Annotated in this window: 16 protein-coding genes; 2 read left to right on the top strand and 14 right to left on the bottom strand. The window is 41.5% G+C overall.

Annotated elements, in window-relative coordinates; translation table 11 throughout:
• Window positions 1-4: 4 nt before the first annotated feature.
• From CFT42_RS01355 to yneA, 6 genes are all read right to left on the bottom strand, one after another.
• Complete coding sequence (locus CFT42_RS01355; protein WP_088815206.1) at window positions 5-1,762, bottom strand: ABC transporter ATP-binding protein; 1,758 nt, start codon at window positions 1,760-1,762, stop codon at window positions 5-7.
• A gap of 294 nt (window positions 1,763-2,056) precedes the next feature.
• Entirely contained in the window at window positions 2,057-2,488 is a 432-nt protein-coding gene (locus CFT42_RS01350; RefSeq protein ID WP_088808806.1) for a hypothetical protein, read from the bottom strand.
• Window positions 2,489-2,578: 90 nt separating this feature from the next.
• Window positions 2,579-2,815 carry a YneF family protein gene (locus CFT42_RS01345; RefSeq protein ID WP_088808805.1) on the bottom strand — a complete coding sequence of 79 codons (237 nt, stop codon included), beginning with the start codon at window positions 2,813-2,815 and terminating at the stop codon, window positions 2,579-2,581.
• Between the two features lie 123 nt (window positions 2,816-2,938).
• Window positions 2,939-4,936, bottom strand: a complete 1,998-nt coding sequence (gene tkt, locus CFT42_RS01340; RefSeq protein ID WP_088809070.1) for a transketolase — start codon at window positions 4,934-4,936, stop codon at window positions 2,939-2,941.
• A 131-nt stretch (window positions 4,937-5,067) separates the two neighbouring features.
• The gene (locus tag CFT42_RS01335; protein WP_088808804.1) at window positions 5,068-5,295 is read right to left on the bottom strand and encodes a DUF896 domain-containing protein; all 228 of its coding nucleotides are present in this window, start codon (window positions 5,293-5,295) and stop codon (window positions 5,068-5,070) included.
• A 131-nt stretch (window positions 5,296-5,426) separates the two neighbouring features.
• Window positions 5,427-5,756, bottom strand: coding sequence for a cell division suppressor protein YneA (gene yneA / locus CFT42_RS01330; protein ID WP_088808803.1), 330 nt, complete (start codon window positions 5,754-5,756; stop codon window positions 5,427-5,429).
• A 155-nt stretch (window positions 5,757-5,911) separates the two neighbouring features.
• Here yneA and lexA point away from each other — a divergent pair, with 155 nt between their 5' ends.
• Window positions 5,912-6,526 (top strand): transcriptional repressor LexA, encoded by a 615-nt coding sequence (gene lexA / locus CFT42_RS01325; RefSeq protein WP_088808802.1) that lies wholly within the window; start codon window positions 5,912-5,914, stop codon window positions 6,524-6,526.
• A gap of 124 nt (window positions 6,527-6,650) precedes the next feature.
• On the opposite strand, the gene CFT42_RS01320 is transcribed toward lexA, so the two are convergent.
• From CFT42_RS01320 to zapA, 7 genes are all read right to left on the bottom strand, one after another.
• Window positions 6,651-7,865, bottom strand: coding sequence for an aspartate kinase (locus CFT42_RS01320; RefSeq protein ID WP_088815205.1), 1,215 nt, complete (start codon window positions 7,863-7,865; stop codon window positions 6,651-6,653).
• Window positions 7,866-7,876: 11 nt separating this feature from the next.
• On the bottom strand, window positions 7,877-9,685 hold the full coding sequence (uvrC, locus tag CFT42_RS01315; protein WP_088815204.1) for an excinuclease ABC subunit UvrC: 1,809 nt from the start codon (window positions 9,683-9,685) through the stop codon (window positions 7,877-7,879).
• Between the two features lie 77 nt (window positions 9,686-9,762).
• Window positions 9,763-10,080, bottom strand: coding sequence for a thioredoxin (gene trxA / locus CFT42_RS01310; protein ID WP_088808799.1), 318 nt, complete (start codon window positions 10,078-10,080; stop codon window positions 9,763-9,765).
• 76 nt (window positions 10,081-10,156) lie between these two features.
• Window positions 10,157-12,511 carry an endonuclease MutS2 gene (locus CFT42_RS01305; RefSeq protein ID WP_088808798.1) on the bottom strand — a complete coding sequence of 785 codons (2,355 nt, stop codon included), beginning with the start codon at window positions 12,509-12,511 and terminating at the stop codon, window positions 10,157-10,159.
• A 14-nt stretch (window positions 12,512-12,525) separates the two neighbouring features.
• Complete coding sequence (gene polX, locus CFT42_RS01300; RefSeq protein ID WP_179946611.1) at window positions 12,526-14,238, bottom strand: DNA polymerase/3'-5' exonuclease PolX; 1,713 nt, start codon at window positions 14,236-14,238, stop codon at window positions 12,526-12,528.
• A gap of 237 nt (window positions 14,239-14,475) precedes the next feature.
• Window positions 14,476-15,018 carry a CvpA family protein gene (locus tag CFT42_RS01295; protein ID WP_088808797.1) on the bottom strand — a complete coding sequence of 181 codons (543 nt, stop codon included), beginning with the start codon at window positions 15,016-15,018 and terminating at the stop codon, window positions 14,476-14,478.
• Window positions 15,015-15,308 (bottom strand): cell division protein ZapA, encoded by a 294-nt coding sequence (gene zapA, locus CFT42_RS01290; RefSeq protein WP_179946365.1) that lies wholly within the window; start codon window positions 15,306-15,308, stop codon window positions 15,015-15,017. The genes CFT42_RS01295 and zapA overlap by 4 nt, the downstream gene beginning before the upstream one ends.
• Window positions 15,309-15,468: 160 nt before the next feature.
• Between zapA and rnhC the strand changes: the two genes are divergently transcribed.
• A complete protein-coding gene (gene rnhC / locus CFT42_RS01285; protein ID WP_088815307.1) occupies window positions 15,469-16,386 on the top strand; it encodes a ribonuclease HIII in 918 nt (305 codons plus the stop codon).
• A 35-nt stretch (window positions 16,387-16,421) separates the two neighbouring features.
• Here rnhC and CFT42_RS01280 read toward each other — a convergent pair whose 3' ends face one another.
• Window positions 16,422-17,096: a uracil-DNA glycosylase gene (locus tag CFT42_RS01280; RefSeq protein ID WP_088815203.1), complete on the bottom strand. Its 675-nt coding sequence runs from the start codon at window positions 17,094-17,096 to the stop codon at window positions 16,422-16,424.
• Window positions 17,097-17,151 lie beyond the last annotated feature (55 nt).

The raw sequence follows: 17,151 nt of genomic DNA, 5'->3' as shown, positions 1-17,151 counted from the left end.
TTGCTCATTCACGTTCCCCACCACCTTTCAAATGTTCCGCTAATTGTTGCTCCCGGTATATCTCCGCATACCAACCATTTTCTCTAAGCAATTCTTGGTGTGTGCCACGTTCAATGACCCGCCCGTTATCCATGACGATAATGAGGTTGGCATGTTCGACGGAACTCAGGCGATGCGCACTAATGATGGTCGTTTTATCCGCTCGGCTCGCCTTTAAGTTTTCCAAGATGCGCTCTTCCGTCTTGGCATCAACTGCCGATAACGCATCATCTAAAATGAGCAATTCCGGATCCATAATTAAAGCACGCGCAATCGCAAGGCGTTGTTTTTGACCACCCGAAAGCGACACACCACGTTCGCCCACAACCGTTTGATACCCATCTGCAAAACCTTCAATATCATCATGCACCGCCACGGTTTTCGCAATCTTCCTCACATCTTCAGGCGCCGCTTCTGGCACCCCAAAGCGAATATTATCTAAAACAGTCGTCGAAAACAAAAACTGATCTTGCGGCACATAGCCAATTGCTTTCCGAAGCGCATTTGTCTGATAATCTTGGATTTTGACTCCGCCGAACGAAATCGTGCCTGCATAGTCATCGTATTCGCGAAGCAAAAGTTTTAAAAGCGTCGTCTTCCCTGAACCTGTTCGCCCAACAATTCCCAGTTTTTCACCTGCATTTATCGTGAAGTCAATATTTTCCAACACTGGCTCTTTTTCATCCGGATAAGAAAATCGGCTGATATGAGTGGCGAGAGCTCCGCTAGGCGTTTCTGCGCGCGCGTCTTCGTGGTCGACAATATCTTCTCTTTCGTTTAAAAGTTTGGTGATGCGGTCATATGAGGCACTTCCGCGTTGAATAATGTTGTACAAAAACCCAAATGCGAGCATTGGCCAAATGAGTAGAAATAAGTAATTGACAAACGCAATGACTTGCCCAATTGTGAGCGAACCTTCAATGACAAATTTCGAACCAAATCCTATTGCGAGCACAAAAGAAATGCTTACAACAATCGAAATCATCGGGTCAAACATGGCATCGACGCGCGCTACGGCAACGTTCTTCTTCACGACAGCACTCGTTTGTTTGGCAAAATCCGCAATATCTTCTTTTTCCTGTCCAAACGTGCGTGTCACTTTAATGCCTGAAATACTCTCCTGTGTCTTATCATTTAGTTTTGAGAAAGCTCTTTGTGCGCCGTGAAAGCGTTCATGTAGTTTTTTCCCTAAAATCGATGACCCAAAAATCATAATCGGCATTGGAATGAGCGCAATGAGCGTCAACCGCCAATCAATACTAATCGCCATCATTAAAATAACCGTGCTACCTGTTAAAAATGAATCGGCAAGTGTCAGCACCCCAATGCCAGCAACTTGTTGAACGGCTGCAATGTCGTTTGTCGCATGCGCCATTAAATCGCCAGTCCGGTACCTCTGAAAGAAAAACGGTGACATCTTCGTCAAATGTTCAAATAACCGTAAACGCAAAGTTCGTTGCAATTTATTATCCGAACCAAAAATCATCAAGCGCCAAACGTAACGTCCGAGATAAGTCAAAACCGCAACAACAATCAAAATCACAATCCATTTTATTAACGTCTCTTTTGTCAAAGTCGAATCCGCTATCGCATCAACAACTTTCCCTATGACAAACGGCGGTATAAGCTGCAAAAGCGCAATGATGAATAAAATCGAAACCCCAAAAGTATACTGCTTTTTTCGTTCTTTAAAAAACCAGCCTAAATCCTTAAAAATCTTCACATGGCAACCCCTCCTTTTCCCTTTTTAGACAACAAAAAATAATGGACATCACTTCTGCCCATTATTACTTAAAAAGTATTATTTGCCGTCTATTTTCCGCGCACAAAGCAAAGCATGCGAGAGGTCAATAAATCCCCTTTATACTTAAAGAATCGGTACGGAGCGACACAAATAATGAAATTTTAAGCAATAATGATTTTCCTACATATTTACGCATCTCGCATACCTCCTTTAAATTTTTTTATGCAACGCTTACATTTTACAATATCTTGAAAAAAATTACAACACCTTTTTTCAAAATTTTTCGTCATATAGCTTTTCCGCCACAACAAATAGCTGTAAATCAAGCGCAAGTCGATGCAGCTCACGAAGTGAACACCCGGATAAATCCTCTGGAATGAAAACGAGATCCATCGCTTGCTGTGCAAGTACCATTCTCCCTTCATCCGCCGCATTTTCCACCACAAACTGCCGCCCCAAAAGAGCAAGCACCTTCGCTTCCGCACCATGTTCCAGCTCCTCATCTAAAAGTAGCCGAATCACACCATTCTTCCTCGCGTCATGCTGAAACCGCGTCGAAAATAGCAACGCATAACCAATTTTCAGCCGATTCCCCGAATTATCCCCTAAAAATGGTGTCACATAGCCCGATAAAGTTTGCTCTACTTCTGATTCCAGCCGGTACAAACTGCGCTCTAAAATTAATGCTGCCTTCGCCTGTTCCATATTCTCTCCTCCTTTTCCCATATAAAAACGCCCTTTTAAACAAAAGGACGATCTTTATATTCTCAAAAAATGAAATTCGCTAACAGAAAATTATTTTTTCTTCTTCCCTGTTTCTTTTTCTGTTTGTTTATTCATCGCGCTCATCATTTGATTGATTTTCTTTTGAGACGGCTTTTGTCCCATTTGCGCCATCATCATTTGGAGCATTTGCTCATTGATAGGCGGGTTGTTTTTCAAATAGCTCATCATGTAGCGTCTTGCGATAAAGAAGCCACCAGCTAGTCCTGCAAGTAAGCATACAAGACCAACAAGAATGTAAATCCACATAGTTTCTTTCTCCTCCTTGAACGAATATACCTTCTTTATTGTACTTGATTTACGCCTCACAAACAACTCTTTTTTACAAAAGAAAAAGACGGACATTCAAATCACGAATATCCGCCTTGAAAATTATAAACTTTCGACTGTTTTTACAATGTTTTCGACTGTAAAACCATAGTTTTCAATAATCGTTTCACCTGGTGCTGAAGCGCCAAATTTGTCAATACCAATGACTTTACCATCAAGCCCGGTGTATCTCTCCCAACCAAAGCTCGCGCCCATTTCAACGGCTACACGTTTACGTACAGCATTTGGTAAGACACTTTCTTTATAGTCAGCAGATTGTGTTTCAAAAAGGTCAAATGATGGCACTGAAACGACAGAAACATCAACGCCTTTTTTAGCTAGCTCTTCTTGTGCTTGAACAACTAAGTGCACCTCAGATCCGCTTGCAAGTAAAATCGCATCAGGCACATCTTTTTTCGCTTTAGACAGAACGTAAGCGCCTTTGCGTACGCCTTCTTCAGCAATTTCACTCGTATTTGGAAGTACAGGCAACCCTTGGCGTGTTAACACTAACGCATGTGGTTTGTTAGTTGATTCTACGGCTAATTTCCAAGCCACATTCACTTCGTTCCCGTCAGCTGGGCGAAGAATCGATAAACCTGGCATTGCACGTAGCGACGCTAATTGTTCAACGGGTTCATGCGTCGGTCCATCTTCCCCAACAGCAATACTATCATGAGTTAAAACGTAGGTTACTGGTAGATGTTGGATAGCTGCAAGGCGAATGGATGCGCGTAAATAATCCGAAAATACGAAGAATGTTCCGCCGTAAACCTTCAAGCCTTCATGAAGAGCCATACCATTTAAAGCAGCTCCCATCGCAAATTCACGAACACCAAACCAAATATTGCGATCTTGTGGTGTATCCTTTGTAAATTCACCATCTGTTTTAATCGTCGTATTATTTGAACCAGCTAAGTCAGCTGAGCCACCAAATAATTGCGGCAATGTTTCAGCAAGCACATTAATAGCTTCACCGCTTGTCGCCCGACTTGCAAGAGCTTTATCGCCAACTTCATATTTTGGTAATTTATCGGAAAATCCTTCTGGCAATTTGCCATCTAAGCTATATTCCAATTGTTTCGCAAGCTCTGGATATTTTTCTTTGTAAGCAACAAACATATCAGACCATGCTTTTTCAGCTTGTGCTCCGCGGCTCGCGATTGTGCTACCAAAGCGTTCATAAACTTCATTCGGCACATAAAAATCTTCTTCGTAATCCCAGCCATAAGCTGCTTTTGCTGCTTTCACACCGTCAGCGCCTAGAGGAGCGCCGTGAACTTTACTAGTGCCGGCATTAGGAGCACCAAAACCGATTACAGTTTTCACTTCAATCATCGTAGGTTGCGATGTATTTTGTTTCGCTTTTTCAATGGCCGCTAAAATTTCAGCTGTATCATTGCCGTCTTTCACAAGTAAATGTTCCCATCCGTAGCTTTCAAAGCGAGCTTTCACACTTTCAGAGAACGACTTATCTAAATCGCCGTCTAAGGAAATATCATTTGAATCATACAGCACAATAAGACGACCTAGTTGTTGATGACCAGCAAGACTCGCTGCTTCGGCAGAAACACCTTCCATTAAGTCACCATCGCCACATAACGCATATGTATAATGATCTACAACTTTAAACGTATCACGATTGTACATTGCTTCTAAATGACGTTCTGCCATAGCCATTCCAACAGCCATCGCAATGCCTTGACCAAGTGGACCTGTAGTAGCATCAACACCGTCAGTATGGTGGTATTCAGGGTGTCCAGGCGTTTTGCTGTCCCATTGGCGGAAGTTTTTCAAATCATCGAGGCTTAATTTGTAACCACTTAAATGAAGCAGACTGTATAAAAGCATAGAACCATGTCCAGCAGATAATACGAAACGGTCACGGTTAAACCAGCGTGAATTTGCTGGATTAGCATTTAAAACTTTAGACCATAATGTATACGCCATAGGTGCTGCACCCATAGGTAAACCTGGATGACCTGAATTTGCTTTTTGAATGGCATCCATTGAAAGTGTGCGAATCGTGTTAATCGCTAATTGATCAGTTTTATCGAACAAATGAAACATCCTCTCTTAATTTAAAATTTTAACTACCTCCATTTTATTCCTAAAACTTAAATTACACAACCAAAAAAGCATAAATGATCAAACTTTTTGTTCGTTTGTTCATTTATGCTCATTTCAGCTATTTATTTTCTTTTTTTGCGCATTTGTTTCACCTTTGAAGGGGTGATATCCTTTCCATTCGGATCTAAGATTGTTGTATTCTCAATGGTTCCTTTCATATGTGTCCGAAATGATTTTAAATATTCTTTCCGCAATTCTTCTTGCTCTATTTTTTCATCAGCTGTTAAGCCTTCTGATTTTTTCTTACGAGAAAGTTCATTAATTCGATTAATTTTAGCTTTTTCCAACATAAATTTCATCCTATTCATCAATGTGTTTCTTTTATTATAGCATAAAATGTAAAACCAGTTCGTTGCGACCGATTGCTGCTGAATATATTTTTAGTTCGTACCCTTTATTTAAAACGTATTACTGTACAAAATTACTCATTTGCTAATTGAATTGTTGAGTCGCGGTTCATCTCATTTTTCTTAATCGGAATAACAATTTCATCTCCCGCTTTTAATGTGCTGTTATTTAAATGATTTTCTTTTTCAACCCACTTAATAAAAGTCATTTTATCCATGTTCGCTTTTTCGGCATGTTCATTCGCAAGAACCCATAATGAATCTCCAGATGCTACGTCAATCGTTGAATATTTATTTTCATTTGTTGCACTCGCATAAAATAGTAATGTTAATCCCATAAGTACAGAAGCAACAACAAAGATAATCGCAATATAGTATTTATCCCAAAATAATTTCAAAGTCATCTTAATCCCCTCCAACGGAATATATGTTCGCTTTTCCATTATTATAGAACGTTCGTTCGTTTTTGTCAACAAAAAAATCGAACCTTTGTTTGCATATCCAAAAAACATTTGCTATACTATGGGTAACAACTAATTAAAATAACGGGGTGAAAACCATGAAATTATCAAAGCGACAACAAGATATATATGAATTTATAAAATCTGAAGTTAAGGACAAAGGCTATCCGCCCTCTGTTCGTGAAATTGGCGAAGCTGTAGGTTTAGCTTCAAGTTCAACTGTCCATGGCCATCTTGCTCGTTTGGAAACAAAAGGACTTATTAGACGTGACCCGACAAAACCTCGTGCCATTGAAATCTTGTCGATGGAAGATGATGTTCCTACTCCTGCTGTTGTGAATATCCCCTTAATTGGGAAAGTGACGGCTGGAATGCCTATTACTGCGATTGAAAACATTGATGAATACTTCCCGCTGCCTGAGAGCATGGCTGCCGGTGAAAAAGATATTTTTATGTTAGAAATTGATGGTGAAAGCATGATTAATGCCGGCATCTTAGACGGAGACAAAGTTATTGTTCGAAAACAAAGTAATGCAACAAACGGAGAAATTGTAGTTGCAATGACAGATGAAGACGAAGCAACTTGTAAACGTTTCTTTAAAGAAGCGAATCATTTCCGCTTACAACCCGAAAATGACACTATGGAACCCATTATTTTAAACCAAGTATCGATTTTAGGGAAAGTCATTGGTTTATTCCGTGATATTCGTTAATAGTCACACCTTTTAACCCGCCTCATTCAGGCGGGTTTTTAAATTGGGAAAGTCTACCGTTTTATAGCAAAAATAAACACACCTTCAATCCATAGATTGAAGGTGTGCGACAAAAAGTCACTTTCTAGTCTCCTAATTCAAAGGTATCATGCAAAACTTGGGCTGCTTCAATCATTTTTCGATCTGGCACGACAGTAGAAACTTTAATCTCTGACGTGCTAATCATTTTGATTGCTACGTCATTTTCAGTGAGCGCCTCAAACATCCGCGCCGCCACACCAGGGTTCGATACCATACCAGAACCAACAATGGAAACTTTGGCTAAATGTTGTTCAGATTCAAGTTTTTCATATTGGATTTCTGCTTTTTTATTTTCAAGAACAGCAAGCGTGTTTAAGAGCGCCACCGATTTAATTGTGAAGGAAAGATTGCCATGGCCAAGTCCCGTAATGCCTTGAATAATAATGTCCACGTCAATATTATTTTTCGCAAGTTCCGAAAACACTTTTGAGACACGCATATTTTCTTTTTCGCTCCAATGAATCGTCACGCGCGTAATTTGGTCCTCAAACGCGATGCCGCGAACTACTTTTGCACTCTCCACATAAATCTCCTCCTCAATCATCGTCCCATTTTCCACCCCATGGCTTAAACGCACTTCAAGCGGGATTTTAAAATTCTTCGCATATTCCACAGAACGCGGATGTAAAACGCCGGCCCCTAAATTCGCAAGCTCCAACATTTCATCATACGTTAATTGCGCCAGTTTTTTTGCTTTTTTAATAAACCTCGGATCAGTTGTATATACGCCGTCCACATCTGTACATATCGCACATTTTTCGGCTGCAAATTCGGCTGCAAGGGCAACCGCTGTTGTATCGGAGCCGCCGCGACCAAGCGTTGTAATTTCTCCGCTTTGCGTCACGCCTTGGAAGCCCGCAACAATGACAATTTTGCCCGCCTGAAGTGCCGCTGTAATTTTTTCTCTTTCGATGTCTAAAATTCGGGCGTTACTATACACTTCTTCGGTTTCAATACCCGCTTGCCAGCCTGTAAAGGAAACAGCCTCCTGCCCCATTTCTTGAAGCGCGATGGAAAGAAGTGCAATCGTCACTTGTTCGCCTGTTGAAAGCAACATATCCATTTCGCGTTTGCTAGGCGTTTTGGAGATTTCTTCTGCCATTTGCACCAGCTTATCTGTAGATTTTCCCATAGCAGATACGACGACAATAACTTGATGCCCTTTTTCAGATTCACGGATTGCCTGTTCTGCTGTTTTTTGAATTTTAGCAACGGAACTTACCGAAGTTCCACCAAATTTTAAAACGACTAGACCCATTTCGTTCCCCTCTATTCTTCTTTTTCAGCTAATTTTGCATTCACTTCGCGGACTTTTTGATAGACGGCTTCTGCGACTTGTTTTGGAATACCGCTTTCAGCAAGTTCTTCAACCGATGCCGCTTTAATTTTTTTCATGGAGCCAAAATGGCTTAAAATTTTCTTCTTACGTCCCGGTCCGACACCAGGAATGCCATCTAAAATGGACTGGAAGCCAGATTTACTGCGCAGTTGCCGATGAAAAGTGATGGCAAAGCGGTGGACTTCATCTTGAATGCGTTGCAACAAGTAAAATTCTTGGCTATTTCTTCCAAGCGGAACGATTTCAAGTGGGTCCCCGAACAGAAGCTGACTCGTGCGATGCTTATCATCTTTTGCAAGTCCTGCAACGGGAATATCAAGCCCTAACTCATTGATTAAAACATCTTTTGCGCTATCAATTTGGCCTTTTCCTCCGTCGATTAAAATTAAGTCGGGTAATGGCAAGCCTTCTTTTAATACGCGCCAGTAGCGTCTTCGTACAACTTCACGCATTGTAGCGTAATCATCTGGCCCTTCAACCGTCTTAATTTTATATTTACGATAATCATTTTTACTTGGCTTACCATCTAAAAAGGTGACCATAGCAGAAACTGGATCAGTTCCATAAATGTTGGAATTATCAAAAGCTTCAATGCGCGAAGGTGTTGGAATGCCCATTTGTTCCCCCAGTTTTTCAACAGCACCGACTGTTCGCTCTTCATTCCGCTCAAGTAACATAAATTTCTCATTGAGCGCAATTTTGGCGTTTTTATAGGCTAGCTTCACTAGGTCTTTTTTATTCCCACGTTTCGGTACGATGATTTTCGTATCTGGTAAAAGAGCTTGCACCGCTTCATGGTCGATATCATCTGGCAAATAAATTTCTTTAGGCGGAATATGGTTTGCTTTTTGATAAAACTGGCCGATGAACGTCAAGAAATCTTCTTCAGCTTCTGTATAAAACGGGAATTGTGACACATCGCGTTCGATGAGCTTTCCTTGGCGAATGAAGAAAACTTGGACGCACATCCAGCCTTTATCAATGGCGTAACCAAATACGTCACGGTCAACAAAATCGTTCATCGTCATTTTTTGTTTTTCCATTGTCGTTTCAATCGCCGTAATTTGGTCGCGGAATTCGGCTGCCTTTTCGAACTGCATATCGGTTGCGGCCGCATCCATTTTGACAATCAATTCCTTTTTGACATCTTTGTACCCGCCGTTTAAGAAGCTGACGATTTCGTCCGACATTTTTTTATAGGTGGCTTGGTCCACTTCAAAAACGCACGGCGCCAAACACTGGCCTAGATGGTAATATAAACAGACTTTGTTCGGCAAGGTAGTGCATTTGCGAAGTGGATACAGCCTGTCTAATATTTTTTTCACTTCATTTGCGGCGTATACATTCGGATACGGTCCGAAGTACTTCCCTTTGTCTCTTTTGACTTGTCTTGTGATAATCAGACGCGGGTGCCTTTCATTCGTAATTTTAATAAAAGGATAGGTTTTATCATCTTTTAAACGAATATTAAAGCGCGGATCATGCTTTTTAATCAAGTTAATCTCGAGGAGGAGCGCCTCCACGTCCGAGCTCGTTACAATATATTCAAAATCCTCTATTTCTTGGACTAAACGCTGCGTTTTAATGTCGTGGGCGCCAGTAAAGTAAGAACGCACACGATTTTTAAGTATCTTGGCTTTCCCCACATAAATGATGGTGCCTTGCTTATCTTTCATTAAGTAACAACCTGGCTGATCAGGTAGAAGTGCTAATTTATTTTGCAAGTGTGCGGATACCATTTGATCAACTCCTTATCATCATACAAAAGACATCGCAAAAATTTGCGATGTCTTTATTTTACCATAATTTGGTAGCATTATACATATTTATTAATGACTTCGTCGAGCTCTTCTTTTGGACGATAGCCAATGATTGTATCCACTACTTCGCCATCTTTTTTAATAAGCAGAGTTGGGATACTCATAACGCCAAATTTGCTTGGTGTTTCTTGATTTTCATCTACGTCCATTTTGACGATTTTTAAGCTTTCGCCACGTTCATTCGCAATTTCTTCTAAAACTGGCGCAACCATGCGGCAAGGACCACACCACGTTGCCCAGAAATCTGTAAGCACTAAACCTTCTTTTGTTTCTTGTTCAAAATTTGCATCGGTAATTTCAAGTATATTAGCCATGCTTGTTTCAACTCCTAACACAATTTGTATACTTAGTATAGCACCAGCTAGACGCATAGAGCCATCTTTTTGCTCACTACTTCAATTCAGCAATTGTGATGCCATTTCCGCCTTCAGCTGCATCGCCAAAACGAATACTTTTTACCATGCGGTGGTTTTTCAAAAACTCCGTGACGCCCGTTCTAAGCGCGCCAGTTCCTTTTCCGTGAATAATCGCCACACGCGGATAGCCGGCAAGTAGCGCTTCATCAATATATTTATCGACTTCAAAAAGTGCGTCTTCGTAACGCATGCCGCGGAGATCAAGTTCTGCGCGCACTGGTTCCGTATTTCGAACATTTGTAATTACGCGTTGTTTTTTCGGCTTTTCAGGCTGAATGTATTCCAAATCAGTTTCTTTTATTTTCATTTTAATAATCCCAATTTGGACGTTCCATTCTTTTTCGCTCACTTTGTCTAAAAGCACGCCTTTTTGACCTAAAGAGAGCACCCGAACGGCGTCACCTTCCTGATATTTATGTGCCACTTTTTTGACAGGATGAACAACATTTTTTTGAATGGTTTTCGGTTTTGCGCCCGCTAGACGCGATTTTGCATCAATCAACTCATGTTCCTTGACGCCTGATGCCCCGCGAAGTTGCAGTTCGCGCAACTCCCGAATGATTGACTCCGCCTCCACTTCCGCCGCTTCCACAACTTCACTTGCCTTTTCATTTGCGCGTTCGAGTAACTTCTCTTTTTGCGCATAATACGTTTGAATTTCCTTTTGTAAATCCTTCAAAAGTTTTTCGGCATCCCCTGCAAGTTCCGCCGCTTCCTCGTATTCTTTTTCGGCCAAATTGCGTTTTTCTTCCAAGCTCGAAATCATCTCGTTTAAATCGGCACTTTCCGTATCAACAAGCGCCCTAGCTCCTTCAATAACAGCATTGTTAAGCCCTAAACGGCGCGAAATTTCAAACGCATTGCTTCGCCCCGGAATACCAATTAGCAATTTATATGTCGGACTTAGCGTTTCCACATTAAATTCAACCGATGCATTTGTCGCAAAAGCACGATTGTACCCGTAGGCTTTTAATTCTGGATAATGCGTTGTCGCCACGACACTCGCCCCGCGTTTCGCGACCTCATCTAAAATAGCAATTGCAAGCGCCGCCCCTTCTTGCGGGTCCGTTCCCGCGCCAAGCTCATCAAAAAGGACGAGCGAACGATGATTCATTTTCTGCAAAATCGAAACAATGTTTGTCATATGCGAAGAAAATGTACTCAAACTTTGCTCTATCGACTGTTCATCACCAATATCTGCAAAAACATCATCATAAATCGCAACAACTGATTCTTCTTGTGCCGGAATTTGTAGCCCCGCTTGCGTCATAATCGTCAAAAGTCCAAGCGTTTTCAGCGTAATCGTTTTCCCACCTGTGTTCGGCCCTGTAATCACAATCGCAGAATACCCATCACCTAGCAGAATATCATTTGAAACCACATGCTCTTGGTCTAAAAGGGGGTGTCTAGCCGCAAACAATTTGGTAATGCCTTCTTCATTCAAATGTGGCGTAACCGCTTTTAGTGACTTCCCAAACCTTGCTTTAGCCAAAATAAAGTCAAAACGTCCTAAAATGTACGAATTATGATGGATTTCTTGAATGAATTCCGCCAATTTCGCGGACATTTCAGCGAGAATGCGCTCCATTTCTTGATTTTCCTTCGCTTGAAGAGCGCGGCGTTCGTTATTTAAATCAACAACGCTTTGCGGCTCAACGAAGAGCGTTTGGCCAGAAGCCGACTGATCGTGAATGACGCCGCCGTAATGACTGCGATATTCCTGCTTCACGGGAATAACATAACGATCATTTCGAATCGTAATAATCGCGTCGCTTAACATCGTGGCCGCATTTCGGTCGCGCAGTAAGCTTTCCAATTTTTCGCGCACACGACCTTCCGTGCGAGTTAGCGAGGAGCGCACAGAACGGAGCGTTTCGCTCGCCGTGTCCAAAATATATCCGGCCTCATCAACCGTTAAATTAATTTCTTCTTCTACATCACGGAGGACTAAAATCTCTCTAGCCAGCTCAAATAACAGCGGTAGTTCAACGCCAATTTCTTCTAAATCGTCCATGAAGTTTTTCATCAGCCGACTGACACGCAAGTTACTTCCCACTTGGTAGACTTCAAGGCCGTTTAAATCCCCACCAATTTCTAAACGCTTCAGGTGCTGAGCTACATCGCTCAAGCCAGTAATCGGCGCACTTCCCTTCAAACGAATGATTTTGGCGCCTTCCTCTGTTTCGCTTTGCATTTTTTGAACCGTAGCAAGCGAGGTTTCGGGCTCTAAGCTGCGAATGGCCTCCACACCAAGCGTAGAAACGGCGAAGGGTTCCAGTAATTTTTTTATTTTATCAAACTCTAAAACATGCTCGACTTTTTTCTCCATATTTTTTCATTCCTTTATTTCTTCTGCAAAAACTGCTTGAAAGCCTCTTTCGACATCGTGTTGATGATATCCTCTTTTGAAAGCCAGCCTTTTGTAGCCGCACGCACGCCAAGTTCCATAAAATCCAAATGACGCGTATCATGTGCATCTGTATTAATTGCAATTTTTACATGATTTTCTTTCGCAAGCTGTAAATGCTCTGCGTTTAAATCAAGGCGCTCCGGATTCGCATTAAGTTCAAGTGCCGTTTTAGCTCCTTGCGCCATTTTAACCAATTCTTCCATATTGACTAAATACGGATTTCGCCTGCCAATCACACGTCCAGTCGGGTGCGCAATCAAACGAACATACGGGTTTTCTACAGCTACCGAAAGCCGCTGCATGATTTCTTTTTCCGACCCTGAAAATCCCGAATGAATCGATGCAATGACAAAATCGAGCTCGCTCAAAATCTCGTCAGAAAAATCAAGCGTTGCATCCGTTAAAATATCCATTTCTACGCCGTGATAAATGTCAATTTCCGGATATTGCGATGCCGCCTTTTGGATTTCCTCCATCTGCTTTTTGAGCCGCTCTTCGTTTAAGCCATTTGCAACCCGCAAAAATTTACCATGGTCGGTAATCACCATGTATTCATAACCTTTTTGAATACAGGCCTGAACCATTTCCGCAATCGAGTATGCCCCGTCTGACCAAGTCGTATGCATATGCAAATCACCACGAATATCCGCTAGCTGGACAAATGAATTTTCCTTTGCAATTCGACTCACTTGCGTGCCATCACGTCTTACTTCTGGTGGAATAAATGGCAAATCAAAATGCTTGAAAAATGCCGTTTCCGATTCAAATACGAGGTTTTCGCCTGAATTATCCTCAACGCCGTATTCACTAATTTTTTCCGAACGCGCCTTCGCAATTTGGCGCATTTTAATATTATGTTCTTTTGAGCCCGTGAAATGGTGCAGTGTCGTTGCGAAAAATTTTGGTTCCACCAAGCGAAAATCAATCGAGATTTTAATTCCCGCATCAAGCTCTGCCGAAACCTTCGTATCCCCCGCGCCAATCACTTCATCAATCAGCTCGAAGGAAAGCAATTTCTCGCGGACTTTTTCGATTTCTGTTGTGGCAATGACAAAATCCAAATCCTTAATGGTTTCCCGTAACCGCCGCAAACTTCCGGCTTCCTGGTACGTTTCAATTTCAGCGATGCCATTTAAAAATTGCGCCACTTGTTTCGCAACAGGCAGCACTTCTTTAATTGGATAACGCTCGGGGCGGTCGCCTAACGCCTTTACACCTTCCACCATTTTATCGACCGATTTTTGCCCAAAACCAGCTAGCGCCGTAATCTTCCCTTCCTCGGCCGCTACTAAAAGCGATTCTTTATCCGTAATGCCCAGTTCTTGATATAAACGTGCAATCTTTTTACCACCGAGTCCTTGCACATCAAGAAGCGGCACAAGACCAGCTGGCACCTCTTTTTTCAGTGTATCAAGTTCAGGCGATTCCCCGGTCGCTAAAAAATGCGTAATAATACTTCCTGTTGTTTTCCCAATACCAGAAAGCTTCGTAATATCGTCCATTTCGCTTAAACTTCGGTCATCTAATTCAATACTTTGCGCTGCTTTTCGAAACGCTGAAATTTTAAAGGCATTTTCCCCTTTTAACTCCATATATAATGCAATTTCTTCAAGTAAGCGAATAATATCTTTCTTACTTTTCACCATCACCTTCACCTCTTTGTAACTACCTTTTCCTTAAATAAGACCAGCTTTTTAAGCTGGTCTTATTTTACAAACTTTAAACTTAAGTCAAACAAAACGTACCACGCACAATCATACTGATGCTAAATCATGCATTGCCGAGTACCGTACTGGAGCGTATTTGTATACGTGAAGACCGGAACGGCGGCAAGAACTCCGAAGATTGCCATTTATCATCAGCTTAAAAAGCTGGTCTTGAGGTTATTCAGGTAAAACGCCAGTCATCCAGTCGTAGAAGCGTTCGGAAAGAATAGGTGTGTTTTCGAGTATCCATTCCGAAATACTTGAGCCTTGAATCAGATTCTCTGCCCATTCAGCTGGGAAAATCGCTGTTAAGTATAGGACGACAAAGATAAATAAATAAATCGCAATGACGCCTAAAATACCACCAATCAAACCATTGACTTGGCTAATAACAGGAATTTTTGTACGATTTCCAATTAGTGAGCTTATCATATGAACGATGATAATTGCTGCTAAAAAGATAAGAATAAATGCAATGGCATTATAGTAAGCTTCCTCTGTATGCAACACTTCAAGCAGTTTGTAGACTGAATCTGTTGCATCAGCACCCGGATACGGGATAAAGCTTAAGTGCGGTGCTAAATCTGAAAAATAATGATAAGCCACGAAGAAAGATAAAAAATAACCTAATGTCACGACAAGCTGTCTAATAAAGCCATTTCGGTAGCCGGTAAAAAAACCGCCTATAAGTAAAATAATAATGATAATATCTACAATCATACGTCTCTTCCTTTATATCTCGCTAATTCATTTTTTAGCGCATTATATTTTTCTTCTAACAACACATAATCGTGTGTTGCATTAACTGCTGTCAAGACAGCAAGACGTCCACTGTCTAATGCACGATTTTGAGCACTAATTTCATGCATTTTGGTGTCTACTAAATGCGCAACATGCTGTAAATGCTCGGTCGGTTCAGAGCCTACAATCGTATAATCACGCCCATAAATGGATGTTGTAATTCTATTTCTTTCATTTTCTGCCACTCTGTTCCCCTCCTTACCTCGCATTTTTGAATCGCTCTCGTAAATTCATATTATCACGAAAAGCTTTTTATGAAAAGATATAGCATTTAATTTCTAAATAATCAGCCTCTGGACTTAAAACTGTTTTGGCGTCCTTAAAATTGTGATACAATACGATTGACCAATCGTGAGAGGAAGAGGACTTATCGCAAATACCGTAATACAAGTAGCAACCAATCAATTGGGGGAGATGAAGCAGGCATATGCGAAATTTCTGAACCCGAAGCTCCCACCAGGCGCTATTTTTTCTGCCAAAAAAGGTAGTGTTTCGATAACGGCCTATAAATCTGGGAAAGTGATGTTTCAAGGGAACGGCGGTGAAGTTGAAGCAGCCAAATGGGGGCAAATGCTTCCGAAGCAAGCGCCTAAAGTAGCAACAAATAGCTTGCCAGAAGGCTTTGCCAGAAAAGATGTTTTAGGTTCTGATGAAGTTGGCACGGGTGACTTTTTCGGTCCGATTACCGTTTGTGCCGCTTATGTCGCGAAAGAACAAATGCCGCTACTCACTTCGCTTGGCGTCAAAGATTCCAAAGCGATGAAAGATCCTGAAATTTGCCGCATTGCTGAAAAAATTATGCCGATTATTCCGCACAGCGTTTTGCTTTGTCCAAATCCCAAATACAATGAACTTGTCGATGCGGGAATGAATCAAGGACAAATGAAAGCAATGCTCCATAACCGCGCACTCGGCAATGTTTTACGACGTATGTGGCCTGCCCAACCAGAAGCGATTTTAATCGATCAATTCGCGGAAAAGAACACCTATTATCGTTATTTAGCTAAAGAAAGTGATGTTGTTCGCGAACATGTTTATTTTGCCACCAAGGCAGAAGGACTTCATTTATCGGTTGCGGCCGCTTCCATCATTGCGCGCTATAAGTTTGTTGAAGCCTTTTCAGAAATGGAGCAAGAACTTCACATGCCGCTCACAAAAGGTGCTGGCGCAAAAGTCGACCAAGTTGCCGCTCAAATTATCAAAACCTACGGAGAAGCTACTTTGGAAAAATATACGAAAAAACATTTTGCCAACACGGAAAAAGCAAAGCGTTTGGCACGATTATAAGCGAATCCCCGAACAGTTTTTTGTTCGGGGATTTTTTATAAGTTCGGAATTTGCCAGTTTATTGGCGTTACACCATTTTGGGTGAGGTACATGTTCGTCTTGGAAAACGGTTTAGACCCAAAGAATCCGTAGTTTGCGGAATACGGGCTTGGGTGGGAACTGGTTAACGTGAGGTGATTGGGATTCGTGAGCACGGCTTGTTTTTGTTTGGCATTTTTGCCCCACAATATAAACACGACGGGCTCTTCTTTTTCGTTTAAAAGCGCAATAATTTTATCTGTCAGCCCTTCCCAACCACGATTATGATGCGAATTCGCGCGCCCTGCCTGAACAGTTAACACGGTATTTAGTAGCAATACGCCTTGGTCTGTCCACGGTTTTAAATAGCCATTATTCGGAAGCGCACAACCTAAATCCTGTTGCAACTCTAAATAAATATTTTGCAAAGACGGCGGAGCCTGAATTCCTTTTTGCACGGAAAACGAAAGTCCATGCGCTTGATTTGCTCCGTGATACGGGTCTTGTCCTAAAATAACGACTTTGGTATCAGCGTACGATGTATATTTCAGCGCATTAAAAATCGAATACATATCCGGATAGATTTGCCGCGAACCATACTCATATTTTAAAAATTCACGAAGTTTCAAGTAATAGTCTTTTTCAAATTCTGCTGCTAAAAGTTCGTCCCAATCATTTCCAAGTTGAATCATGTTTTGTGCCTCCATCTGTCTGTTTCATAATTTTATTATAGCGAAAATATGGAAC

Source organism: Listeria goaensis (assembly GCF_900186125.1).
GTDB lineage: Bacteria > Bacillota > Bacilli > Lactobacillales > Listeriaceae > Listeria > Listeria goaensis.
The sequence above is the reverse complement of the archived record's forward strand: the minus strand, read 5'-3'. Positions and strand labels throughout refer to the sequence as shown.